Raw genomic sequence first — 24,305 nt, forward strand, 5'->3', positions numbered from 1 at the left:
TAGACATTTTACGTACCAAATGACAGCATCTGTGCATCAAATCTACGTATTTTACGTGTTTCTTTCTAACAAATAGTGTCGTTATCTTACCCTATATTTTGTGTGGTTTTTGGATTTTTTATTCAATGATTAGCAACAAAGGAGAAGCGCATAGGCTCAAGGTTTGTGCAAAATGACGGCTGAGTAAGAGGTGTGCAATGGCGCAGGATGAATCATTACGAGCGTGGATGGCATTAAGTTTTGTTCCGCGCTTGGGGATGAAAAACTTATCGCGACTATTAAGCCATGATGCGCCAGAAAAGCTATTGTCCTATTCAAATACTCAGTGGCAGGCGATAGGGCTTAAAGGAGATCAAGTTCGGTATTTGCAGTCGCAGGCAATTCAAGAAGCTGAACGATGTCTTGAGTGGCAGCAAGCGAGTGAACTCAGAACCATTTTGACCCCTCAGCACTCGCTATATCCACCTTTATTAAAAGAGATCGCATCAGCGCCTCCGGTGTTATTTGTTGAAGGTGAGGTTCAATGCCTTTCATTACCTCAAATAGCCATTGTGGGTAGTCGTAATGCAACCATTGACGGACAACGCGCAGCGCATCAGTTTGCTCGTGAATTAGTTGAGCATGGTGTTGTTGTAACGAGTGGGTTAGCGTTGGGGATTGATGGCTATGCCCATGATGGTGCGCTATCAGGTCAAGGCAAGACGGTTGCAGTGCTTGGCTCAGGCTTTAATCATTTATATCCTGCTCGGCATCGTCAATTAGCAGAACGAATCAAGCACTCGGGAGCGTTAGTTTCTGAATTTCGTCCAGATACCAAACCAAGAGCTGAGCATTTCCCACGGCGCAATCGTATTGTGAGTGGTTTGTCGTTAGGCGTGCTGGTGGTTGAAGCTGCATTAAAGAGTGGTTCATTAATTACTGCTCGGTATGCCACAGAACAAGATAGAGAAGTATTTGTATTGCCAGGGACGATTTATCAGTCCAATTATGCAGGCAGTAATGACTTGATTCGCCAAGGGGCATGTTTAGTACAAAACGTGCCTCAAATCATTGAAGAGTTAGGGGCTATGCTGGATTGGTCGATTAATCAGCAGAACTTGACTCAACCTGCACTTTTTTCTTCTCCAAATGATGAAGAACAATTGCCATTTCCCTTGCTGTTAGCTAACGTAGGAGTAGAAGCCACACCAGTTGATATTCTCGCAAGTCGGACCAATATACCGGTGCAAGATATCATGACACAGCTTTTAGAGCTTGAGCTCTCTGGGCATGTGGTTGCAGTTTCCGGTGGCTATATTCGTAAGGGGAGGGGCTAGCTATGATGATGGATATTTTAATGTATCTGTTTGAAACGTATATCCATAGTGACGCTGAGTTACAAGTGGATCAAGATGAGCTAGAAGATGAACTTCTTCGAGCAGGGTTTCACCAAAAAGATATCTACAAAGCCCTTAATTGGTTAGAAGATCTGGCCGCGCTGCAGCAAACGGACGAACATTCCGCTATTGCAACCAGCTCTCAGACTTCGATGCGAATTTTCTCTCCTAAAGAGATGGAACGCTTAGATCTTGAATCTCGTGGTTTTCTACTGTTCTTAGAGCAGATAAAAGTATTGACTCCAGACACACGTGAAATGGTTATAGATCGAGTGATGGGGCTGGAAACCAATGAGTTTGAATTGGATGACCTGAAATGGATTATCCTAATGGTGCTGTTTAATGTACCCGGTAATGAAAATGCTTATACGCTAATGGAAGAGCTGCTTTATACCAAAGAACAGGGCATTCTCCATTAATCAAAGATAGGCAACATGAGCGGTAAATCAGACCAACCTTTATTTTCTACGGCAGGACAAGCTCAAGAAGCTTGTCCTCAATGTGGCAACCCACTTGTTATTCGTCATGGTAAGCATGGGCCTTTTTTAGGGTGTAGCCATTACCCGTCCTGTGAATACATCAAACCATTGTATCAAAATGATGGACATATCATCAAAGAACTCGGTGTACCTTGCCCTGAATGTGGCAATGAATTGGTGTTACGCCAAGGGCGGTTCGGTATGTTTATTGGGTGTAGTTCATACCCTCAGTGTCACCATATTGAATCTTTAGATGGGCCAGAAGAAGAGGCTCCTGCGAGTACCGTGTTGTGCCCTGAATGTGGAAAGGGGCATCTTATCGAACGCAAAAACCGGTTTGGCAAAATGTTTTATGCCTGTGATGCTTACCCTAAGTGTAAGTTTGCGGTTAATCAGCCTCCGATCGAAGGTGTGTGTGAAGAGTGCGGTTTTTCGTTATTGGTTGAGAAGAAAGTGGCTGGCAAAGTGCGTTTACAATGTGCAAGCCGTAAATGTGGTCATCTACAAACGGAAGTGGAAACCGAAGAGTAATCGGCTATCGCGCGTCAGTTGCGATAGTGGAGTAGTTATCTTTGAGTGAAGAATAAAAAAACGGCGCCTAGTAGCGCCGTTTTTTATTGGTAGTCGGTGATTAGTCATTCATTAAGAACGAATCTTTTGCGCGACTTCGTGTACTGCTGGAAATGCATTTTCATCTAAATGGTCTGCTATTTCACACAGTTTACGTTGTAGTTCACCGCTGTAATCTGCAGTCACGTTAATGTGACCCATTTTACGACCAGGGCGTTTGTCTTTGCCGTACCAATGAATGTGGCAACCTTCCATAGCAAGTAGCGCATTTGGTAGAGTGTCTTCACCAAGGATATTGATCATGGCTGTCTCACGAACCAGTTTGGTGCTACCCAGTGGCAAACCGCATACGGCACGAACATGGTTTTCAAACTGACAAACCTCTGCACCTTGTTGAGTCCAGTGACCTGAGTTATGTACGCGAGGGGCGATTTCGTTGACGAGTAGCTCACCGTTGACATCAAAGAACTCAATCGCTAATACACCAATATAATCTAGGCTATTGGCTACTGCCGTAAACATTTGTTTTGCTTGTTCTTGCAGCTCTGGTGCATCAATGGCAGTTGATAGGCTCAAAACACCATTGACATGGATGTTTTCTGCAAGAGGATAAACGGCCACTTCGCCAGAAGCGCTGCGAGCACCTACGAGTGAAACTTCACGATCAAATGGTACAAATTGTTCTGCAACAATGGCTTGGAGAGTGGAGCTATTTAGGCACTCTTGCATCTCTTGCCAAATGGTATCCACTTGAGCAGCGTCTTTTAGTCGCCATTGTCCTTTACCATCGTAGCCGCCAAGAGCGCTTTTCAGTACCATTGGTATGCCAACGTGCTGAATCGCAGCATCAAAATCGGCACGATTGTTAATGACGTAATAGGTCGCATTTTTAACGCCAGAGTTATCTAGTAGCGTTTTTTCAAGACGGCGATCGCCACCAGCTTTGATCGCATCGGTACTTGGTCGAAATTTTCCACTTTTGTCGCAAATTGCGAGAATGTCATGTGGAATGTGCTCAAATTCAGCGGTAATTACGTCAGCAGCTGCAATCGCTTGATCAAGCGTTTGTTCAATTACGGCTTGCGTGAGCGGATGAACAACTCGATCGGTTGTCACGTCATACGCAGACATAGTGATATTCAATGGTGCTCCTGCAAGAGACATCATTCGTGCTAATTGACCTGAACCTAGTACCAATACGTGCATTGCTTATTCCTCTTCAGGATTTGGGTTAGCTAAGACGGTTTCTGTCTGTTCTGCGCGAAACGCCTCTACTTTAGCCATGACTTCTTCATCGTGAGTGCCAATGATTTGTGCCGCCAAAATACCAGCATTTGCTGCACCCGCTTCACCAATTGCCAATGTACCCACTGCAATCCCTTTTGGCATCTGAACAATAGAGAGCAGAGAGTCCATACCTTTTAGAGCACGAGACTGTACTGGGACGCCAAGTACTGGGAGGCTAGTGAATGCTGCTGTCATACCTGGTAGGTGTGCAGCACCGCCGGCACCGGCGATGATGACTTTCAAACCGCGTTCTTTTGCGCTGGTGGCATAGTCTGCAAGAAGTTGAGGAGTTCGGTGCGCTGAAACCACTTTGGTTTCGTAAGCGATACCAAACTTATCTAACATGTCAGCGGCTAATTTCATTGTCGGCCAGTCTGATTTAGACCCCATGATAATTCCAACTTTCATCTCCAACTCCTTCAAGCATTAAATTATTTAGTGAGCATTCGGGCGCATTATACGGGGTTTTTAATTGCAAGCAAACGTTTGCGCCAGTGGTTGTGTTTCACTGGTATTTTTCGCAATGGCAATTTGGTTTAGGTGATCAAACGGATAATTTGTACACTAGGGGAAATTACAGAATATTGATCAGCGTAGGACGTTGTGGTGAATAACTTTGAATTAGCGGTACAAGCACTTCAAAAAGGAGATGTGCTGGCTTATCCAACGGAAGGTGTGTTTGGGGTTGGGTGTGATCCTGACAATGTTGCAGCAGTAGAAAAATTACTCGCACTAAAGCAGCGTCCCGTGGAGAAAGGGCTAATTTTAATCGCGGCTACTTATGAACAGTTGCTTCCTTATATAGATGAGAAACAATTGACTGCCGAACAATTAGCTCACGTTAAAGCAAGTTGGCCTGGGCCGGTTACGTGGATTATGCCAGCGAGTCCTCGAGTATCTCATTGGGTAAGTGGTCAGTTTGATACCATTGCTGTGCGTGTTACCGATCATCCGTTAGTCCAACAATTGTGTTTGGCCTATGGCAAACCGATTACTTCGACCAGTGCCAATCTTTCTGGTCAGCCACCTTGCATGACTACTGCTGAAGTGATGGAGCAGCTAGGTGACAAATTAGTAGCAGTATTGATTGGTGAGACGGGTGGGCGTAACAAGCCAAGCGAAATTCGTGACGCTAAAACATTACAAGTTATTAGACAGGGCTAAATCCGAACTCAACCGGATACAGAGTAAAAATAGAAAGTCGCCCTAACGAGGAGAAAGTCATGTCAGTCGTAGACAAAGCAGCCGTAAAACAATTTTTGATGTCATTACAAGATGATATCTGCCAACAACTGGCTAAGGCAGACGGCGTCGGAGAATTTATTGAAGATGCTTGGTATCGAGAGCCAGGTGAGCGTCTTGGTGGTGGCGGTCGTTCGCGGGTACTGCGTGATGGTGAAGTGATTGAACAAGGTGGCGTGAACTTCTCTCATGTGACTGGGAATGCGATGCCCGCCTCTGCAACGGCTCATCGCCCAGAATTAGCAGGGCGCCGTTTTGAAGCCATGGGAGTGTCATTGGTCATTCATCCCAAAAACCCATATGTACCGACGTCACATGCCAACGTGCGTTTCTTCATTGCTGAAAAAGAAGGTGAAGATCCCATTTGGTGGTTTGGTGGTGGTTTCGATCTCACCCCCTTTTATCCTTTTGCTGAAGATTGTCATTTTTGGCATGACCAAGCTAAAGCGTTATGCCAACCATTTGGTGATGATGTTTATGCCGAACATAAAGCATGGTGTGATCGTTATTTCTTCTTGCCGCACCGAGAAGAGACTCGCGGGATTGGCGGGTTGTTTTTTGATGACTTAAATCAATGGGACTTTGCTACTTGCTTTGATTACATTAAAGCGGTGGGTGAAGGCTATGCGAAAGCTTATGTGCCGATCGTTGAAAAACGTAAAGCAACTCCTTACGGGGAGCGAGAGCGCCAATTCCAGCTGTATCGCCGTGGTCGTTATGTTGAATTCAACTTAGTGTTTGACCGAGGTACGTTATTTGGTTTGCAAACTGGCGGTCGAACCGAGTCGATTTTAATGTCGATGCCTCCTTTAGCTCGCTGGGAATACGGCTATCAACCTGCACCGGAGAGTGCAGAAGCGAAATTGAGTGACTATCTCGTTCCTCGAGAGTGGTGACAGGTGTCGGCGCTAGTGATAGGGTCAGATAAGAAATCTGTTTAATTGTAGTAAGGCAAAGGATATGGCGATGCATCACGATCTTTATGCAGTGTTTGGTAATCCAATAGGACACAGTAAGTCTCCTTTTATTCATTCACTGTTTGCACGACAAACCAATCAGGACATGGAATACAGTGCGCAGCTTGCACCTATTGATGGGTTTGAATCGGCAGTCACGGAGTTTTTTGCTCACGGTGGCCGAGGTTGTAACGTGACGGTTCCATTCAAAGAGGCCGCCTTTCAGTTTGCCGATCGCCTGACCCAGCGTGCTCAATTAGCGGGTGCGGTGAATACACTGAAAAAGCTTGATGATGGCGAAATCATTGGTGATAACACTGACGGTGAAGGTTTAGTCCAAGATCTTTTGGTGCATCAAGTGCCTCTTAAAGGTAGCCATATTCTACTGATAGGTTCAGGTGGTGCAGCAAGAGGCGTGATTAAGCCTTTGCTAGATCAAAATCCAGAAAGCATTACCATTGTGAACCGTACTTTTAGTAAAGCTTTGCAGCTGGCTGATCAGTTTAAAGAGTTTGGTGCCGTGCGCGCTGTTGAGATGGAATCGGTCAATACTGGGTACGACGTAGTGATTAACTCAACGTCGGCCAGTTTAGACGGCCAGTTACCACAAATTTCGCCCGCTATCTTTCAAGTCAACACCGTGTCGTATGACATGATGTATGGCAAAGGGAATACAGTATTTAATCAGTGGGCGGTCGATAATGGGTGCGCTAGTGCTTACGATGGCCTTGGCATGTTGGTCGGTCAAGCCGCGGAAAGCTTTATGTTGTGGCGTGGTCTTCGTCCAGGAACTCGTCAAATTTTGTTTGAATTAAGACGTAACTTAGAAGGTTTGTAATGAATCAGTCCATCTTATTTCCAGATGTGCAGCATTGGGATGACATACGCCAAAGTGTCCGTTTTAGCGCCCAACAGTCAGGGGCATTAATTGAATGTGGTATTTCCAAACAAGGGTTGGAAACATTAAGTGGACAAATGATTGTCTCTGCTCAACAAGCGATGCAGATTTTTGTTGAGTTTCGCTTTGATATTGAAGAATTGGCTGAAGAGCTCATAGAAGATGAGCTCTTCAGTGATGAAGGAACGATTGAAATTAACGTTTCACTGGCTTAACCGAGGCTAAATACTCTTGTCGAGTCGCTACATAATTTTGTGCTGACTTGAGTAGAAACTGTTTTTCTTGTTCAGTTAATGGGCGAGCCTGCTTTACTGGGCTGCCCATATAAAGAAAGCCACTCGCTAATGTTTTTCCCGGTGGCACTAAACTTCCAGCGCCAACCATCACATCACTCTCTATGACCACATTGTCTAGTACGATGGCACCCATACCAACTAAAACGCGATCATGGATAGTGCAACCATGCAGCATCACCTTATGCCCGACAGTGACATCATCGCCGATAATTAAGGGATAGCCATTGGGGTTCGTAGGGTTCTTGTGAGTTACATGTAATACACTGCCATCTTGAATATTTGAACGCTTGCCGATTTGAATATGATTTACATCCCCTCTCGCAGCGACTAGTGGCCAAATACTCGCTTGAGAGTCAATACGAACATCTCCCACGATTACCGCACTTTCATCTATATAGACATCATCAGCAATAGTGGGATCAATACCTTTATAACTGCGAATCGAGTTCATGTTCTCTCCTTGAGGATTGCTACTGGCTATATTTTGTCACTTTTTGTCGAAAAATAGCACTTTGTGGATGAAAACTGCCCAAACAAATAAAAAATCAAAAAAAACGTAAAAAAGCGCTTGCCAATGTGAGCTCGATCTCTATAATGCCCCCTCGCTGACACGGCAAAGCTCATAACGAGTTGAGCTAGAGTTAGCAAGGTTAGTTAGCAAGCTGAAAAGCTTAGAGAAAAATTTAAAAAAAGTGTTTGACACGAAAATTTATCTCGCTAAAATGACCGCCTCTTTCATTGCGAAGTAACTCGCAAAATTGAAAGAAAGCTCTTTAACAATTTAAACCTATCAATCTGTGTGGGCACTCGTTGATGATAATCATAGCTTCTTAGGAAGCAAAATGGTGTCAATGAACTGAGTGACCAATTAAGTCTTCGGACTTAGCACAGTCAATTCATTTCAACTTCGGTTGAAATATCAGTATTCATTGAGCCGAAAAAACTTTTAATTGAAGAGTTTGATCATGGCTCAGATTGAACGCTGGCGGCAGGCCTAACACATGCAAGTCGAGCGGCAGCGACATAAACAAACCTTCGGGGGCGATTATGGGCGGCGAGCGGCGGACGGGTGAGTAATGCCTGGGAAATTGCCCTGATGTGGGGGATAACCATTGGAAACGATGGCTAATACCGCATAATAGCTACGGCTTAAAGAGGGGGACCTTCGGGCCTCTCGCGTCAGGATATGCCCAGGTGGGATTAGCTAGTTGGTGAGGTAAGGGCTCACCAAGGCGACGATCCCTAGCTGGTCTGAGAGGATGATCAGCCACACTGGAACTGAGACACGGTCCAGACTCCTACGGGAGGCAGCAGTGGGGAATATTGCACAATGGGCGCAAGCCTGATGCAGCCATGCCGCGTGTATGAAGAAGGCCTTCGGGTTGTAAAGTACTTTCAGCAGTGAGGAAGGCGGATGTGTTAATAGCGCATTCGTTTGACGTTAGCTGCAGAAGAAGCACCGGCTAACTCCGTGCCAGCAGCCGCGGTAATACGGAGGGTGCGAGCGTTAATCGGAATTACTGGGCGTAAAGCGCATGCAGGTGGTCTGTTAAGTCAGATGTGAAAGCCCGGGGCTTAACCTCGGAATAGCATTTGAAACTGGCAGGCTAGAGTACTGTAGAGGGGGGTAGAATTTCAGGTGTAGCGGTGAAATGCGTAGAGATCTGAAGGAATACCGGTGGCGAAGGCGGCCCCCTGGACAGATACTGACACTCAGATGCGAAAGCGTGGGGAGCAAACAGGATTAGATACCCTGGTAGTCCACGCCGTAAACGATGTCTACTTGGAGGTTGTGGCCTTGAGCCGTGGCTTTCGGAGCTAACGCGTTAAGTAGACCGCCTGGGGAGTACGGTCGCAAGATTAAAACTCAAATGAATTGACGGGGGCCCGCACAAGCGGTGGAGCATGTGGTTTAATTCGATGCAACGCGAAGAACCTTACCTACTCTTGACATCCAGAGAACTTAGCAGAGATGCTTTGGTGCCTTCGGGAACTCTGAGACAGGTGCTGCATGGCTGTCGTCAGCTCGTGTTGTGAAATGTTGGGTTAAGTCCCGCAACGAGCGCAACCCTTATCCTTGTTTGCCAGCGAGTAATGTCGGGAACTCCAGGGAGACTGCCGGTGATAAACCGGAGGAAGGTGGGGACGACGTCAAGTCATCATGGCCCTTACGAGTAGGGCTACACACGTGCTACAATGGCGCATACAGAGGGCGGCCAACTTGCAAAAGTGAGCGAATCCCAAAAAGTGCGTCGTAGTCCGGATTGGAGTCTGCAACTCGACTCCATGAAGTCGGAATCGCTAGTAATCGTGGATCAGAATGCCACGGTGAATACGTTCCCGGGCCTTGTACACACCGCCCGTCACACCATGGGAGTGGGCTGCAAAAGAAGCAGGTAGTTTAACCTTCGGGAGGACGCTTGCCACTTTGTGGTTCATGACTGGGGTGAAGTCGTAACAAGGTAGCGCTAGGGGAACCTGGCGCTGGATCACCTCCTTAATACGAAAGATTATTGCGATGAGTGTTCACACAGATTGATACGGTTTAGAAAAAGCAAAGAGTATCTTAGTGTCCCGTTCGTCTAGAGGCCTAGGACACCGCCCTTTCACGGCGGTAACAGGGGTTCGACTCCCCTACGGGATACCACGGGTCGTTAGCTCAGTTGGTAGAGCAGTTGACTTTTAATCAATTGGTCACAGGTTCGAATCCTGTACGACCCACCATTTCCTACCACAGGAAATCAAATAATGTGGGCGATTAGCTCAGTTGGGAGAGCACCTGCCTTACAAGCAGGGGGTCACTGGTTCGAACCCGGTATCGCCCACCACTCTCTAAATATTTTTGGAAACAGATTCCAAACCACTTCAGTAACACGTACGTGGTTGGAATTAGTGACGCCGAAAATCTTTAGAAAGTGCTTAAATGTACTTTTGCTCTTTAACAATTTGGAAAGCTGACAAAACAATGTTTTATTTCAATGAAATAGAAGATTGTTTGTAAAGTTCTCAATTGTCTTCTTTAAGAAGACAAACAAAAACACATTCAAGTGTTCTTGGATTTACTTTTTAAGTAAATATTCAAAATTGAGTCCGGCAATATCGAGTCTGCAACATGTCCTTTTTGTCTCCACTTTTCAAAGTGAAAGCAAAGAGTTATGCAGACAAAACCTTAATTACGGTTACAACCTGATGGTTATGCGCTGTGGATTTTGGTTTCAGACAAGGCGCTGAGAGTTTTTGTCGCAGGGAGTGTAGCTCGCTACATGACCAAGCAAAAACGAACAGCAACACAGTCTGGGAGCAAAAGACCAAGCATAAGACTCTTTTGGGTTGTATGGTTAAGTGATTAAGCGTACACGGTGGATGCCTTGGCAGTCAGAGGCGATGAAGGACGTACTAACTTGCGATAAGCGTAGATGAGGCAGTAAGAGCCACTTGAGTCTACGATTTCCGAATGGGGAAACCCAACTGCATAAGCAGTTATCATTAACTGAATACATAGGTTAATGAAGCGAACCGGGAGAACTGAAACATCTAAGTACCCCGAGGAAAAGAAATCAACCGAGATTCCGAAAGTAGCGGCGAGCGAAATTGGATTAGCCCTTAAGCTTTATATGCGTCAGGCGAAGGTTCTGGAAAGGACCGCGATACAGGGTGATAGCCCCGTAGCCGTTAGCGTATATTCAGTGAAATCGAGTAAGGCGGGACACGTGATATCCTGTCTGAATATGGGGGGACCATCCTCCAAGGCTAAATACTCCTGACTGACCGATAGTGAACCAGTACCGTGAGGGAAAGGCGAAAAGAACCCCTGTGAGGGGAGTGAAATAGAACCTGAAACCGTGTACGTACAAGCAGTAGGAGCCTCTTCGTGGGGTGACTGCGTACCTTTTGTATAATGGGTCAGCGACTTATATTCAGTGGCAAGGTTAACCAATTAGGGGAGCCGTAGGGAAACCGAGTCTTAACTGGGCGTTCAGTCTCTGGATATAGACCCGAAACCGAGTGATCTAGCCATGGGCAGGTTGAAGGTTGAGTAACATCAACTGGAGGACCGAACCGACTAATGTTGAAAAATTAGCGGATGACTTGTGGCTAGGGGTGAAAGGCCAATCAAACTCGGAGATAGCTGGTTCTCCCCGAAAGCTATTTAGGTAGCGCCTCGGACGAATACTACTGGGGGTAGAGCACTGTTAAGGCTAGGGGGTCATCCCGACTTACCAACCCTTTGCAAACTCCGAATACCAGTAAGTACTATCCGGGAGACACACGGCGGGTGCTAACGTCCGTCGTGGAGAGGGAAACAACCCAGACCGCCAGCTAAGGTCCCAAATTATAGCTAAGTGGGAAACGATGTGGGAAGGCTTAGACAGCTAGGATGTTGGCTTAGAAGCAGCCATCATTTAAAGAAAGCGTAATAGCTCACTAGTCGAGTCGGCCTGCGCGGAAGATGTAACGGGGCTAAGCTATAAACCGAAGCTGCGGCAATGCGATTTATCGTATTGGGTAGGGGAGCGTTCTGTAAGCCGTTGAAGGTGTGTTGTAAAGCATGCTGGAGGTATCAGAAGTGCGAATGCTGACATGAGTAACGATAATGGGGGTGAAAAACCTCCACGCCGGAAGACCAAGGGTTCCTGTCCAACGTTAATCGGGGCAGGGTAAGTCGACCCCTAAGGCGAGGCTGAAAAGCGTAGTCGATGGGAAACGGGTTAATATTCCCGTACTTCTTACAATTGCGATGGGGGGACGGAGAAGGCTAGGTGGGCCTGGCGACGGTCGTCCAGGTTCAAGTGCGTAGGCTGAGTATTTAGGCAAATCCGGATACTCTCAAGGCCGAGACACGATGTCGAGCATCTAAGGATGTGAAGTCATTGATGCCATGCTTCCAGGAAAAGCCTCTAAGCTTCAGATTGTAAGGAATCGTACCCCAAACCGACACAGGTGGTCGGGTAGAGAATACCAAGGCGCTTGAGAGAACTCGGGTGAAGGAACTAGGCAAAATGGTACCGTAACTTCGGGAGAAGGTACGCTCTCGACGGTGAAGTCCCTTGCGGATGGAGCTATTGAGAGTCGCAGATACCAGGTGGCTGCAACTGTTTATTAAAAACACAGCACTGTGCAAAATCGTAAGATGACGTATACGGTGTGACGCCTGCCCGGTGCCGGAAGGTTAATTGATGGGGTTAGACTTAGGTCGAAGCTCTTGATCGAAGCCCCGGTAAACGGCGGCCGTAACTATAACGGTCCTAAGGTAGCGAAATTCCTTGTCGGGTAAGTTCCGACCTGCACGAATGGCGTAATGATGGCCACGCTGTCTCCACCCGAGACTCAGTGAAATTGAAATCGCTGTGAAGATGCAGTGTACCCGCGGCTAGACGGAAAGACCCCGTGAACCTTTACTACAGCTTGGCACTGAACATTGAGCCTACATGTGTAGGATAGGTGGGAGGCTATGAAGCAAGTACGCCAGTATTTGTGGAGCCATCCTTGAAATACCACCCTTGTATGTTTGATGTTCTAACTTGGTCCCGTTATCCGGGATAAGGACAGTGCCTGGTGGGTAGTTTGACTGGGGCGGTCTCCTCCCAAAGAGTAACGGAGGAGCACGAAGGTGGGCTAATCACGGTTGGACATCGTGAGGTTAGTGCAATGGCATAAGCCCGCTTAACTGCGAGAATGACGGTTCGAGCAGGTGCGAAAGCAGGTCATAGTGATCCGGTGGTTCTGAATGGAAGGGCCATCGCTCAACGGATAAAAGGTACTCCGGGGATAACAGGCTGATACCGCCCAAGAGTTCATATCGACGGCGGTGTTTGGCACCTCGATGTCGGCTCATCACATCCTGGGGCTGAAGTCGGTCCCAAGGGTATGGCTGTTCGCCATTTAAAGTGGTACGCGAGCTGGGTTTAGAACGTCGTGAGACAGTTCGGTCCCTATCTGCCGTGGGCGTTGGAGAATTGAAAGGGGCTGCTCCTAGTACGAGAGGACCGGAGTGGACGAACCTCTGGTGTTCGGGTTGTGTCGCCAGACGCATTGCCCGGTAGCTAAGTTCGGAATCGATAACCGCTGAAAGCATCTAAGCGGGAAGCGAGCCTTGAGATGAGTTCTCCCTGGCGCTATAAGCGTCCTAAAGGGTTGTTCGAGACTAGAACGTTGATAGGCAGGGTGTGTAAGCGTTGTGAGGCGTTGAGCTAACCTGTACTAATTGCCCGTGAGACTTAACCATACAACACCAAAAGGGTTTTGACGGACTCGATTAAGACATTTGAATTGTGTTTGAACTTTATAAAATCAGTTTTCCGAATTGAAGAATTTGCTTGGCGACCATAGCGATTTGGACCCACCTGATTCCATGCCGAACTCAGAAGTGAAACGAATTAGCGCCGATGGTAGTGTGGGGCTTCCCCATGTGAGAGTAGGACATCGCCAGGCTTTAAATAAAGATGTATAGCAAATTAATGCTGTAGGTCGACAATTTGTGGAGAGATGGCTGAGTGGTTGAAAGCACCGGTCTTGAAAACCGGCATACGTTAATAGCGTATCTAGGGTTCAAATCCCTATCTCTCCGCCACATTGGAAAAGCCCGCTGAGAAATCAGCGGGCTTTTTTCATATCTATAACAAACTCCCAGGCATGAAAAAAGCCAATCGTATTGGATTGGCTGACTGTATTCTTGAGTCTGCAGAACAGAACCTAGCTAACGATACTGCGTTTTGCCGTGACTTCCTTCCATAGTGCTCGAACTAATGGGCTATCTAATTGTGAACGCTTACAACATACCCCAAGCTTAAATGGTTTTATTGGTGCAATAGTAAGGCGTTGAATTTTGTCTCGTACAGGGCTGTTGTTAATCACCACATCAGGAGCAATCCCTACCCCACACCCTAGTGATACCATGCTGACTAATGCTTCGTTACCCGCGATCTGTGCGTAGATATTAGGTTTGATTTTCATCTTCTTAAACCAGTTGTCAGCACGTTCTCTTGAGGTCCCCGTTTGTGGGAGGATAAAAGGAATTTTGTTCCAGTCGGGGTGTTCTTTTTGTAACTCTTCGACAAAGCTACTGATTCCCGCCGGTGCAATAAAAGACAATGGAATTTCGCTAATAGTGGCAAATTCTACTTTAGAGGGGAGTTGATCTGGCATGGCAGAGATTGCTATGTCTGCCTCGTCATTTAGCACTTTGTCTATTGCTAGTGCAGGATCACCAGTAAGGAGTTTAAATTCAATAAAGGGGTGTTTGAGACGAAATGAACTCAGCAGCTCAGGTAGGTGGCTATAACTAGCCGTCACAGAACAAAAAAGGCGGATTTCACCTTTCAAATCGGCATCTTCGTTGTTGATTGATACTTGAAATTCTTTCCACTCGTTGACGATTTTCATCGCAACTGGGACGAGTTGGGTACCGATAGGTGTTAGCTCTACACTGCGATTATCTCGAACAAAGAGAGTGTGCCCGACATCTTGCTCTAACTTTTGCACTTGGCGGCTAAGTGCCGATGGGCTGACGTGCATCGCAGCGGCCGTTTTACTGAAGTTGCGGCTTTCACATAGATTAAGAAAGAGCTTGAGCGTCTTGATGTTCATCCAGTTCCTTACATGTTGCATCTTTTGCAATAACTAATTGTGAATATATCACTTTAAGCAATTCTCTGTCTGAATTAGTATGATTTTATTCGGTGCCGTTGAGAGCACCCCCGAAAGACGGAAAGTATCAAGGAGCAACACACTATGGCGAATTATTTCGATACCTTAAATTTGCGTGAGAAGTTAGACCAACTAGGTCGTTGTCGTTTTATGGCTCGTGACGAGTTTGCGAACGAAGCTGACTACCTCAAAGGCAAAAAAGTCGTCATCGTCGGTTGTGGTGCTCAAGGTCTTAACCAAGGCTTGAACATGCGTGATTCTGGCTTAGACGTATCTTACGCACTGCGTGCAGCAGCGATTGCTGAAAAACGTCAATCTTTCAAAAACGCGAAAGACAACGGCTTTGTGGTAGGCACTTATGAAGAACTAATCCCACAAGCTGACTTGGTGATGAACCTGACTCCAGACAAACAGCACAGTAATGTTGTTGAAACGGTTATGCCGTTAATGAAAAAAGGCGCAGCACTAGGTTACTCACACGGTTTCAACATTGTTGAAGAAGGTATGCAGATCCGTGAAGACATCACAGTTGTAATGGTTGCACCTAAATGTCCAGGTACGGAAGTTCGTGAAGAATACAAACGTGGTTTTGGTGTTCCTACGCTTCTAGCTGTTCACCCTGCGAACGATCCAAATGGCGACGGTCTAGAAATCGCAAAAGCTTGGGCTGCTGCAACCGGTGGTCATCGTGCTGGCTGTCTACAATCGTCTTTTGTTGCTGAAGTTAAGTCGGACTTAATGGGCGAACAAACCATTCTATGTGGCATGCTACAAGCGGGTTCTATCGTTTGTTATGAAAAAATGATTGCTGATGGTATCGATGCAGGTTACGCAGGTAAACTTCTACAGTTCGGTTGGGAAACCATTACTGAAGCGTTGAAGTTCGGTGGCATCAGCCACATGATGGATCGTCTATCTAACCCTGCGAAAATTAAAGCATTTGAGCTTTCTGAAGAGCTAAAAGGTCTTTTGAAACCGCTGTACTACAAACATATGGACGACATCATCTCAGGTCACTTCTCATCAACTATGATGGCTGACTGGGCAAATGATGATGCAAACCTACTTGGCTGGCGTGCAGAAACAGCAGAAACGGGTTTTGAAAACTACCCTGAGTCTGATGTGAAAATTGCAGAACAAGAATACTTCGATAACGGTATCTTGATGGTGGCAATGGTTCGCGCCGGGATTGAGCTAGCATTTGAAGCAATGACTGATTCGGGCATTATTGCAGAATCGGCATACTACGAATCACTGCATGAACTACCACTGATTGCGAATACTATCGCTCGTAAACGTCTATACGAAATGAACGTGGTTATTTCAGATACTGCAGAATACGGTAATTACCTGTTCTCTAACGTTGCAACTCCATTGCTACGTGAGAAATTCATGCCGAACGTATCAACTGATGTGATTGGTAAAGGTTTAGAATCTGCATCGAATCATGTGGATAACACTCGTTTAATCGAAGTGAATCACGTTCTTCGTCAGCACCCAGTAGAGCAGGTAGGTGAAAAACTACGTGGCTACATGAAAGACATGAAACGTATCGCTGTCGGCGACTAATTTAAGTAGCCTTATCCACCAATGAGATGAGGCACTATAAAAATAAAAAGTAAACACAACATAATAAGACAAAAGGCTTGGTCAATGACCAAGCCTTTTTATTTGGAGTGCGAAAGCGAACGTTAGTGTCCGATTAGCAGACTGCTATTCGCCTTTGTTCGCCGCTAGCTTTTCTTCGATTTCTGCCAGCTTTTTCTCCATGTCTGTCAATTTTTGACGAGTACGAAGTAGCACTTGAGTTTGCACATCAAACTCTTCACGGCTGACTACATCCAATTTGTTCAATTGACCTTGAATGACTTGACGAACTTTTTGTTCAACATCAGCACCAAGCTCTTTCACTGGTTGTGGCATTGAATCATGAATTTGCTTTGCTACTTGCTCTAATTTTTTGGGATCAAACATTCGGGGTTCTCCTATCCTTTATTGTTGCATTCTATGCAATTCGCAAAAGAAAGTCGTTATTCAAGATAAAAAAAGGCCACAGTGTGGCCTTTGGAACATCACCGAGTTATTCATAAACCATCTATTTTTTATGATGATGGGAGGCTAAAGCTTCATCAATTCGCGCTAGCTTTTCGAGATCTTTATCTTCCACAAACACGGGAAGTGGTTTGTGTTTCTCTGCCAAGTAGCTATAGATGACCGGTAGAACAAACAAGGTGAAAATGGTACCAATCCCAAGACCAGCCACAATAACGATACCGATACTAAAGCGCTGTTCTGCACCTGCTCCGGTGGCGTACATGAGCGGTATCAAACCTGCAATCATGGAACCTGTGGTCATAAGGATTGGACGCAAACGTACTTTGGCAGCATGCATAACCGCATCCATACGAGAGCGTTTGTTGTGTAGTTGTTCTTCCTTGGCGACTTCACAGATCAAAATACCGTGCTTGGTAATCAAACCAATTAAGGTAATCAGGCCGACCTGTGAGTAGATGTTCATGGTGGCAGCTCCCCAAGCCAGCGCAATCAATGCGCCGCAAATCGCAAGTGGCACGGAAACCATGATGACCAATGGGTCGCGTAACGACTCAAATTGGATCGCTAGTACCAAGAAAATAACCGCTAAAGCAAGAGCGAATGTTGCGTATAACGCACTTCCTTCCGTTACGTATTGGCGAGCTTCACCCATGTAATCGTGACTATAGCCTTTCGGTAAATCAGTTTTTGCGACATCTTCAAACCAGCTTACCGCATCACCCATCGCGATGCCTGGGGTTGGCACTGCACCAATGGTGGCCGAGTTGAGCTGGTTAAAGTGTGGTAATGAGCGTGGTGCGGCGACAACATCAATCGACACTAAACTACCTAGTGAAATAAGCTCTCCGTCATTGGCTCGTACGTAGTACTGTTTCATCGATTCAGGGTTAAGGCGCCATTTACGTTCGACTTGTGGGATCACTTCGTAAGAACGGCCGTTGAGGTCGATACGGTTAACATAGCCATCCGCCATCATGGTCGATAGTGTGGTTGCTATGTCTTGCATCGTTACACCATAGGCTCCGGCTTTGTCTTTATCGATCTGAATTTTCATCGTGGCAGAATCGAAATTCAGGTCTAAATTCGAATACACAAATTTAGGTTCGCGCGATACCTTAGCCAAAATGTCACTTGCAATCGTAAATAGACTTTCAAATGAGTTTGGCGTTGTAATGACAAACTGAATGGGTAACCCTGAGCCAGCTCCTGGCAATTCTGGCATTTGGAAAGCCGTTACCGCCATACCAGGAATTTCTTTAATGAGGTTAGAGACTCTTTGCGTTATATCACCTTGTTCCGCTTCGCGTTCACTCCAAGGAACCAAGGACGCAATGCCTAGTGCTTGGTTAGAATTAGGTACACCAGTAAATACTTGCGCAAACTGCACTTCTGGCTGATTAGACAGTACCTTATTGACGTCATCCATGGTATTGGCCATGTAGTCGAGGTTGGCATTTGACGATGCTGTACCAAGTAACATCACAACGCCTTTATCTTCTGCTGGTGCTAATTCACTAGGAATAAAACGGAACATTAACGGCAAACTGAGAAATGCTATAGCAGCAAATCCAAGTACGACTGGACGATGCTGCATGACAGCATGCAGCATGCGATCGTAACGTTGTGTCAATTTATCTAAGCTGCAATGCACTGATTGTTCAAAACGCGACGGTTCTGCTTTGCTGCGTAGCATTTTGGCACACATCATTGGCGATAGGGTGAGTGCGACGATTCCAGAAACAAATACTGAGCCTGCCAGCGTTAATGCAAATTCCTTAAATAAGGACCCTGTTACACCGCCCATTAGTGCAATCGGAGCATACACGGCGGCCAGTGAGATCGTCATGGCAATAACCGGAATCGCGATTTCGCGTGTACCGATAATTGCAGCCCTAAATGGTGACTGTCCTTCTTTGATATGACGATCGACGTTTTCAAGCACCACGATAGCATCATCGACTACCAAACCGATGGCGAGCACCATCGCTAGAAGTGTCATCAAGTTCCACGAAAATCCCAACGCCTGCATCACCATGGCAACGCCAATCAATGACAGTGGAATGGTGACGATAGGAATTAACACAGCGCGTAACGACCCTAGGAACAGGGTAATAACGATCAAGACAATGATAGCGGCTTCAACGATGGTTTTAATCACTTCATGAATCGATTCATTGATGGCAATCGTCGAGTCATACAGCACGTTCATTTCAATATTACTTGGCATGTTGCGTTTTAGCTCTGGGAGCGTATTAAGCACATCTTTGGCAATATTGATTGGGTTCGCGCTTGGTGTTGCATTGATGGCGGCAACGACGGCTTCGTTTCCATTAGCGCTTGCTCGATAAGTATCGTGGCTTTTCGCTAGAGACACTTTAGCAATGTCTTGGAGACGAATGACGCGACCGTTGTCGTTCTTCACTACCAAATTTTCTAACTCTTCCGTGTCCGAAACTTGGGTGTTGGCATCACCGTTGTACAACACGTATTCGCCAGTCGCTTGGCCTGCCGCGGACTGATAGTTGTTGGTGCTAAGTACACTCATTACATCGGTCGCAGTGAGCTTCAGTGCTGCCATTTTAGCGGGATCTAACCACACGCGTAGAGCGTATTTCATACCGCCATACAGGTCTATCCCTCCCACACCGTTAATCGAATAGAGTTGGGGGTTGACGACACGCTCTAAGTAATCGGTAATTTGGCTGGAATTAAGCTCTGGACTTGTAAAACCAATATACATAACCGCCGTGGTTGAGCCAGTCGACATCGTTACGCTTGGATCTTCTGCCTCTTTCGGCAGTTGTGAGCGCACGGAATTGGTCTTCGCCAACACATCGGCTAATGCCGCGTTTGGGTTAGTATTGAGCTTCATCGTAACAGTAATCGTGGATGAGCCTAATACAGACTGCGATGTTACGTAATCAATATTATCGGCTTGAGCGATCGCCTGCTCTAACGGTTGAGTGATAAAACCTTGGATAAGATCTGCACTCGCCCCGTAATAGCTGGTCGTGACGGTAATGACCGTATTGGTCATGTCCGGATACTCTCGAACCTGCATTTTGAACACCGCCTGTAATCCCAACAACGCGATCAGAAAGCTGATCGAGATTGAGAGCACTGGGCGCTTTATAAAAATATCAGTGAAACGCATACAAGCTCCTAAAGCATAGGGGTTTGGCTAGGTGTTGCTGTGGCGTTACTCTCTACCACGTGTACTTTTACACCGTTACTAAGACGTACTTGACCGGATGTTACGATCTGCTCGCCAGCTTTCACCCCGGAAAGGATATGAGCTACATCACGTACTCGTTCACCGACTTTAACGACTCGCTGCTCAACGCGTTTAACACCATCTTTTTCAGTGATAACGTAAACGCTATCGCCGTATAAGGTGTATGTGATAGCTGTTTGGGGCAGTGATATTTGGTTATGTAGCGGTGGTAGCAAAATACTGGCGCGCGCGAACATGCCGCTACGCAGTAAACCATCACTATTTGGAATATTGGCTTGCACTTCGATTAAGCCGCTTTGCTCGCTGACGGCCGGTTCAATAGCGGTGATTGCGCCACGAAATGTTTTGTCTAAGTAGGCATCAACAGTAATTTCGATGGTCTGATCAAGATGAATTCGAGAAATTTCTGTCTGAGGCACGGTGAAGCGCAAACGCATCATACTGATGTCTTCAAGGCGCACAATACTCGTCCCAGGTTGGACATATTGTCCCAAGAACACATTGCGGATTCCGACGATACCAGAAAATGGAGCATGAATTTCACGACGCTCAATCGTCGCGCTTAAGCTTTTGATGTCGGCATTAAGTGAGTAATACTCTGCTTTTGCGTCGTCAAACGCTTCTTGCGATACAGCGCCTCGATCATACAAACCTCTATAGCGTTCATATTTGGCTTTCGCCGCGGGCAATCTTGCCTGAGAGCTAGCGAGCGTGGCTTGTTCCACAGATGAATCTAGCTCAAGCAAAGGTTGTCCTTTAGTCACGTTTGCGCCTGACTCAAATAAAATGCCATTAATCACCCCACTGCTCTGTGAAGTAAGCGTTACCCCTTGATTAGGTTCTATAAAACCAATTGCTTGAATGACTGGAGACCAATCCTCTGCTTTAGCCGTTGTCATGGTGATAGGAAAGTCTGGCTCGGGTTGATTAGCCAAATAATTGCTGATCATGTGCTGCTTAAAGAGATTAAAACCTATCACACTACCGAACAGCAGTACGGCGATAAGTAACATAATCAGGGTCCACTTTTTCATGGCAAAACTCCGATATTTAAAATAGACAACGCTATTTATTTGCTGAACTGTTCGATGACAGACCAATTTGTTGCGTGAATAAGGATTGCATTATAGTTCAAATAACCACCCCTTTTGCAATACATGTGTGCAGTAAAAAGTAAAAAATTATGTCAGTTCTGCGTAGCAACTCCTAGCGTGTGCCATTATCATTAGCGACCGAAGAAGAGGAATAGGTACGATATGAAGCTGAACCCAAGACAAGATGAAGCCGTGAAATATGTATCCGGTCCCTGCCTGGTGTTGGCAGGAGCGGGATCTGGTAAAACACGTGTTATTACCAATAAAATTGCGTATTTGGTTCAGAAATGCCGTTATAACGCGCGCAATATTGCTGCCGTAACGTTCACCAACAAAGCGGCGCGTGAAATGAAAGAGCGTGTTGCTCACACGCTTGGTAAAGCCGAGTCGAGGGGGTTGATGGTATCAACTTTCCATACCCTAGGTTTGAACATCATTCGTCGTGAATATAAACACCTAGGATTGAAAGCGGGCTTTTCTCTTTTTGATGATCAAGACCAAATGGCGCTTCTCAAAGAGCTTACCGAAAAGCAACTTGATGGAGATAAAGACCTGTTAAAGCAGTTATTGAGTACGATCTCTAACTGGAAAAACGACATGGTGACACCTGATCAAGCGTTAGCTCAAGCAATGGGTGAGCAGCAACAAGTCTTTGCTATGTGTTTTGCTATGTATCAAAAGCAGATGCAGGCATACAACGCATTAGATTTTGATGACTTAATTTTAATGCCAGTTCAGTTACTGAAAACGAATGAAGAGGTGCGTCATCGTTGGCAGTCTAAAATTCGCTACCTGCTTGTCGATGAATATCAAGATACCAATACCAGTCAATATGAGTTAGTGAAGCTTATCGTTGGCGAGCGGGGTCGATTGACCGTAGTAGGAGATGATGACCAATCGATATACTCATGGCGTGGAGCAAAACCGCAAAACTTAGTGTTATTGGGAGAGGATTACCCAAACTTACGCTTGATTAAACTGGAGCAGAATTATCGTTCTACCAGTCGTATTTTGCGTGCGGCCAATATCTTGATTGCGAATAACCCACACGTGTACGAAAAAGCGCTTTTCTCTGAGATCCCTGATGGTGAAAAACTCAAAGTGATCACTGCCAAGAATGAAGATCATGAGGCCGAGAAAATCACGGGTGAAATTATTGCGCATAAATTCTTAAATCGTACTGAATATCGCCAATATGCGGTGTTGTATCGTGGTAATCACCAGTCTCGTTTGCTGGAAAAAAGCCTAATGCAAAACCGAGTGCCTTACAAAATTTCTGGTGGGACATCGTTCTTTGCTCGAGCAGAGATTAAAGACATCATGGCGTACTTACGCGTACTGGTTAACCCAGATGATGACAATGCATTCTTGCGTATTGTAAATACACCTCGCCGTGAAATCGGCCCCACAACACTCGAAAAGCTGGGTAGCTATGCCAACATGCGTGGTAAAAGTCTGTTTGCGGCGAGCTTTGAGTTAGGCCTAGAACAGCATTTATCGGGACGAGGGCTAGAGAATGTGCGCCGTTTCACCCAGTGGTTGGTTGCTTTAGCAGATAACGCAGAGCGTGGTGATACGGTTGAGGCAGTGCGTTCATTAGTGCGTGATATTCATTATGAAGACTGGTTACACGAAACCTCCTCTAGTCCTAAAGCAGCAGAAATGCGGATGAAAAACGTCTCCGATCTGTATTCGTGGATCACTGCAGACTTGCAAGGTGATAATCCTGATCAGGAAGAGAAAACACTGAAAGAAGTGGTACAGCGACTCACTTTGAGGGATATGATGGAGCGTGGCGAAGAAAATGACGACAGTGATGCCGTACAGTTGATGACTCTGCATGCGTCGAAGGGACTTGAGTTTCCTTTTGTGTACCTGATGGGGGCAGAAGAAGGGATTTTGCCGCATCAAACCAGCATTGATGAGGACAACGTCGATGAAGAACGACGCTTAATGTATGTGGGAATTACTCGAGCACAACGAGAATTGACCTTTACCATGTGTAAAGAACGTCGTCAGTTTGGTGAACTGCTGAAACCGACACAAAGTCGCTTCCTGGAAGAGCTGCCATACGATGATGTTGAGTGGGAAGTGAAGAAAAAACCACTTTCACAAGAAGAGCGCATGGCCAAAGGACAAGCACATATTGCCAATTTACGCGCTATGTTCAAAAAATAGGGATTTTTTGGGGATTCCACGGTACGAGATTTTAGGAATTTCACTGTGGAGTCCAGTCACAAATTTGGTGTCCTGATCAATGAGTTGGATGAATTGATAGGTGCACAAATGCATGAATGTGGTATTATTGCGCACCGTTTGACGAAAAATACGTCAATCAGTAAAAAAAGTTAAAAAAGTACTAGACGGCGTAGAGTGATCTCCGTATTATTCCACTCCGCCGATAGGGCATGCGCCCGTAGCTCAGCTGGATAGAGCGTTGGCCTCCGGAGCCAAAGGTCGAAGGTTCGAATCCTTTCGGGCGTACCATTCTCGGAGGGAATGTCGGTAAAAAATTATGGTGGCTATAGCTCAGTTGGTAGAGTCCCGGATTGTGATTCCGGTTGTCGCGGGTTCGAATCCCGTTAGCCACCCCATTCGTCGGTGAATAGCGCAGTTTGGTAGCGCATCTGGTTTGGGACCAGAGGGTCGGGGGTTCGAATCCCTCTTCACCGACCACTATTTAATAGTTAGGCTGTTATAGCGTGACTAGTACGGCAAGAAGCCGGTAAAACACAAATTGATGGTGGCTATAGCTCAGTTGGTAGAGTCCCGGATTGTGATTCCGGTTGTCGCGGGTTCGAATCCCGTTAGCCACCCCATTTGTCGGTGAATAGCGCAGTTTGGTAGCGCATCTGGTTTGGGACCAGAGGGTCGGGGGTTCGAATCCCTCTTCACCGACCACCATTCAAAGCCTCAGCAGAAATGCTGAGGCTTTTTCGTATCTACAATTTTTGATGGTTAATCACCACATATCGGTTGGGGATAGAAGTCCAGCAGCCAGTCAGCCCTGCGCATCGACCCCTTTTTATCGATCACCATTCAAAGCCTCAGACTGGGCATTCCCTACTAGCACACAGTTCCTAATGTAAGTCATTTAGGAGTCCCGACTAGGCAGTGTCTTTCAAGATAGTTACCACATCCCAATTCATTTATGCTCAAAACAATATGCA

General features: G+C 46.2%; 17 protein-coding genes, 9 tRNA genes and 3 rRNA genes. 22 read left to right on the top strand and 7 right to left on the bottom strand.

Annotated elements, in window-relative coordinates; translation table 11 throughout:
• Positions 1-197: 197 nt before the first annotated feature.
• From dprA to JCM16456_RS00195, 3 genes are read left to right on the top strand one after another with little or no spacing between them, the layout of a single operon-like run.
• Positions 198-1,316 carry a DNA-processing protein DprA gene (dprA, locus tag JCM16456_RS00185; protein WP_068711329.1) on the top strand — a complete coding sequence of 373 codons (1,119 nt, stop codon included), beginning with the start codon at positions 198-200 and terminating at the stop codon, positions 1,314-1,316.
• Between the two features lie 2 nt (positions 1,317-1,318).
• Positions 1,319-1,795 carry a DUF494 family protein gene (locus tag JCM16456_RS00190; RefSeq protein ID WP_068711331.1) on the top strand — a complete coding sequence of 159 codons (477 nt, stop codon included), beginning with the start codon at positions 1,319-1,321 and terminating at the stop codon, positions 1,793-1,795.
• Between the two features lie 15 nt (positions 1,796-1,810).
• Positions 1,811-2,386 (top strand): DNA topoisomerase family protein, encoded by a 576-nt coding sequence (locus JCM16456_RS00195; RefSeq protein WP_068711333.1) that lies wholly within the window; start codon positions 1,811-1,813, stop codon positions 2,384-2,386.
• Positions 2,387-2,497: 111 nt separating this feature from the next.
• Here the strand turns inward: JCM16456_RS00195 and JCM16456_RS00200 are convergent, their stop codons facing one another.
• Positions 2,498-3,631 carry a 5-(carboxyamino)imidazole ribonucleotide synthase gene (locus JCM16456_RS00200; protein ID WP_068711335.1) on the bottom strand — a complete coding sequence of 378 codons (1,134 nt, stop codon included), beginning with the start codon at positions 3,629-3,631 and terminating at the stop codon, positions 2,498-2,500.
• A 3-nt stretch (positions 3,632-3,634) separates the two neighbouring features.
• Entirely contained in the window at positions 3,635-4,120 is a 486-nt protein-coding gene (purE, locus tag JCM16456_RS00205; protein WP_068711337.1) for a 5-(carboxyamino)imidazole ribonucleotide mutase, read from the bottom strand.
• 198 nt (positions 4,121-4,318) lie between these two features.
• On the opposite strand from purE, the gene JCM16456_RS00210 reads away from it, so the two are divergent.
• The 4 genes from JCM16456_RS00210 (at position 4,319) to JCM16456_RS00225 (ending at position 7,023) form a co-directional block, all read left to right on the top strand.
• Positions 4,319-4,876: an L-threonylcarbamoyladenylate synthase gene (locus JCM16456_RS00210; RefSeq protein ID WP_068711339.1), complete on the top strand. Its 558-nt coding sequence runs from the start codon at positions 4,319-4,321 to the stop codon at positions 4,874-4,876.
• A gap of 59 nt (positions 4,877-4,935) precedes the next feature.
• Entirely contained in the window at positions 4,936-5,850 is a 915-nt protein-coding gene (gene hemF, locus JCM16456_RS00215; RefSeq protein ID WP_068711341.1) for an oxygen-dependent coproporphyrinogen oxidase, read from the top strand.
• Positions 5,851-5,914: 64 nt separating this feature from the next.
• Entirely contained in the window at positions 5,915-6,748 is an 834-nt protein-coding gene (gene aroE, locus JCM16456_RS00220) for a shikimate dehydrogenase (protein ID WP_068711343.1), read from the top strand.
• Entirely contained in the window at positions 6,748-7,023 is a 276-nt protein-coding gene (locus JCM16456_RS00225; protein ID WP_068711345.1) for a DUF1488 family protein, read from the top strand. Before aroE ends, JCM16456_RS00225 begins: the two co-directional genes overlap by 1 nt.
• Here JCM16456_RS00225 and JCM16456_RS00230 read toward each other — a convergent pair.
• A complete protein-coding gene (locus JCM16456_RS00230) occupies positions 7,004-7,555 on the bottom strand; it encodes a gamma carbonic anhydrase family protein (protein WP_068711347.1) in 552 nt (183 codons plus the stop codon). The two genes, JCM16456_RS00225 and JCM16456_RS00230, sit on opposite strands and share 20 nt — an antisense overlap.
• Before the next feature lie 496 nt (positions 7,556-8,051).
• On the opposite strand from JCM16456_RS00230, the gene JCM16456_RS00235 reads away from it, so the two are divergent.
• From JCM16456_RS00235 to JCM16456_RS00265, 7 genes are all read left to right on the top strand, one after another.
• Positions 8,052-9,604, top strand: a 16S ribosomal RNA gene (locus tag JCM16456_RS00235).
• Between the two features lie 71 nt (positions 9,605-9,675).
• Positions 9,676-9,751: transfer RNA gene (locus tag JCM16456_RS00240), tRNA-Glu, on the top strand.
• Between the two features lies 1 nt (position 9,752).
• Positions 9,753-9,828, top strand: a tRNA-Lys gene (locus JCM16456_RS00245).
• Between the two features lie 28 nt (positions 9,829-9,856).
• Positions 9,857-9,932: transfer RNA gene (locus tag JCM16456_RS00250), tRNA-Val, on the top strand.
• 508 nt (positions 9,933-10,440) lie between these two features.
• Positions 10,441-13,330 (top strand): 23S ribosomal RNA (locus JCM16456_RS00255).
• Positions 13,331-13,420: 90 nt separating this feature from the next.
• Positions 13,421-13,536: ribosomal RNA gene (gene rrf / locus JCM16456_RS00260) — 5S ribosomal RNA — on the top strand.
• Together the 16S, 23S and 5S rRNA genes with 4 tRNA genes alongside form the textbook arrangement of a ribosomal RNA operon.
• Before the next feature lie 48 nt (positions 13,537-13,584).
• Positions 13,585-13,675: transfer RNA gene (locus tag JCM16456_RS00265), tRNA-Ser, on the top strand.
• Positions 13,676-13,797: 122 nt separating this feature from the next.
• Here JCM16456_RS00265 and ilvY read toward each other — a convergent pair.
• Complete coding sequence (gene ilvY / locus JCM16456_RS00270; RefSeq protein ID WP_068711349.1) at positions 13,798-14,691, bottom strand: HTH-type transcriptional activator IlvY; 894 nt, start codon at positions 14,689-14,691, stop codon at positions 13,798-13,800.
• Positions 14,692-14,835: 144 nt separating this feature from the next.
• Between ilvY and ilvC the strand changes: the two genes are divergently transcribed.
• Entirely contained in the window at positions 14,836-16,320 is a 1,485-nt protein-coding gene (gene ilvC, locus JCM16456_RS00275) for a ketol-acid reductoisomerase (protein ID WP_068711351.1), read from the top strand.
• Between the two features lie 144 nt (positions 16,321-16,464).
• Here the strand turns inward: ilvC and ubiK are convergent, their stop codons facing one another.
• The 3 genes from ubiK to JCM16456_RS00290 form a co-directional block, all read right to left on the bottom strand.
• Entirely contained in the window at positions 16,465-16,725 is a 261-nt protein-coding gene (gene ubiK, locus JCM16456_RS00280; protein WP_068711353.1) for a ubiquinone biosynthesis accessory factor UbiK, read from the bottom strand.
• Positions 16,726-16,846: 121 nt separating this feature from the next.
• Positions 16,847-19,960 carry a multidrug efflux RND transporter permease subunit gene (locus tag JCM16456_RS00285; RefSeq protein ID WP_068711355.1) on the bottom strand — a complete coding sequence of 1,038 codons (3,114 nt, stop codon included), beginning with the start codon at positions 19,958-19,960 and terminating at the stop codon, positions 16,847-16,849.
• An 8-nt stretch (positions 19,961-19,968) separates the two neighbouring features.
• Entirely contained in the window at positions 19,969-21,075 is a 1,107-nt protein-coding gene (locus JCM16456_RS00290) for an efflux RND transporter periplasmic adaptor subunit (RefSeq protein ID WP_068711357.1), read from the bottom strand.
• A 222-nt stretch (positions 21,076-21,297) separates the two neighbouring features.
• On the opposite strand from JCM16456_RS00290, the gene rep reads away from it, so the two are divergent.
• From rep to JCM16456_RS00320, 7 genes are all read left to right on the top strand, one after another.
• The gene (gene rep / locus JCM16456_RS00295) at positions 21,298-23,313 is read left to right on the top strand and encodes a DNA helicase Rep (RefSeq protein WP_068711359.1); all 2,016 of its coding nucleotides are present in this window, start codon (positions 21,298-21,300) and stop codon (positions 23,311-23,313) included.
• A 45-nt stretch (positions 23,314-23,358) separates the two neighbouring features.
• Positions 23,359-23,487: a hypothetical protein gene (locus tag JCM16456_RS24290; protein ID WP_263647151.1), complete on the top strand. Its 129-nt coding sequence runs from the start codon at positions 23,359-23,361 to the stop codon at positions 23,485-23,487.
• 58 nt (positions 23,488-23,545) lie between these two features.
• Positions 23,546-23,622: transfer RNA gene (locus tag JCM16456_RS00300), tRNA-Arg, on the top strand.
• A gap of 31 nt (positions 23,623-23,653) precedes the next feature.
• Positions 23,654-23,729 (top strand) — tRNA-His (locus JCM16456_RS00305).
• Between the two features lie 5 nt (positions 23,730-23,734).
• Positions 23,735-23,811: transfer RNA gene (locus JCM16456_RS00310), tRNA-Pro, on the top strand.
• A gap of 67 nt (positions 23,812-23,878) precedes the next feature.
• Positions 23,879-23,954, top strand: a tRNA-His gene (locus tag JCM16456_RS00315).
• 5 nt (positions 23,955-23,959) lie between these two features.
• Positions 23,960-24,036: transfer RNA gene (locus JCM16456_RS00320), tRNA-Pro, on the top strand.
• Positions 24,037-24,305 lie beyond the last annotated feature (269 nt).

This window comes from Vibrio tritonius (assembly GCF_001547935.1).
Taxonomy (GTDB): domain Bacteria; phylum Pseudomonadota; class Gammaproteobacteria; order Enterobacterales; family Vibrionaceae; genus Vibrio; species Vibrio tritonius.